At 25.8% G+C, this 431-nt stretch carries 1 pseudogene; it reads right to left on the bottom strand.

Annotation, left to right across the window (positions count from 1 at the left end):
• Positions 1-369, bottom strand: a pseudogene (locus J8281_RS19120) (glutaminyl-peptide cyclotransferase); the annotation flags it as partial.
• Positions 370-431: the final 62 nt, after the last annotated feature.

The raw sequence follows: 431 nt of genomic DNA on the forward strand, positions 1-431 counted from the left end.
TTCATTTAGAATCTTGAATTTGTAAATTTTTGGAGACTCATTATTAAGAATAGTAACTGATGATGACACCGTCTGTTGCTCATCATCATTAAAAAACACTATGGCTTCAATAGGATATTTACCTAATTTATGATCTTTTAAGTTGAGGTTTTCAGTAACTGTTTTTCCATCTAATTTGTAGACAACGGAATCTATAGTATGCTTTTTTTTATTGTTCAATGATAATTCTAAAGTGTTATCTATTGAAATATTACCTTTTTTTGCATTAGTTTTTATCTCAAAATCGTTTTTTTCTTTATCAGATTTAGAGTTACAAGACACTTGTAAAATCAGTAACGTTATTATAGTGAATACTTTAAGCATTTTCATGGATAAACCTTATTTTGTGTCGAATATATTTATTTAAAATCGGTTTAAAAAATCATTGTGAA

The sequence above is a fragment of the Aquimarina sp. U1-2 genome (genome assembly GCF_017897595.1).
Lineage (GTDB): Bacteria > Bacteroidota > Bacteroidia > Flavobacteriales > Flavobacteriaceae > Aquimarina.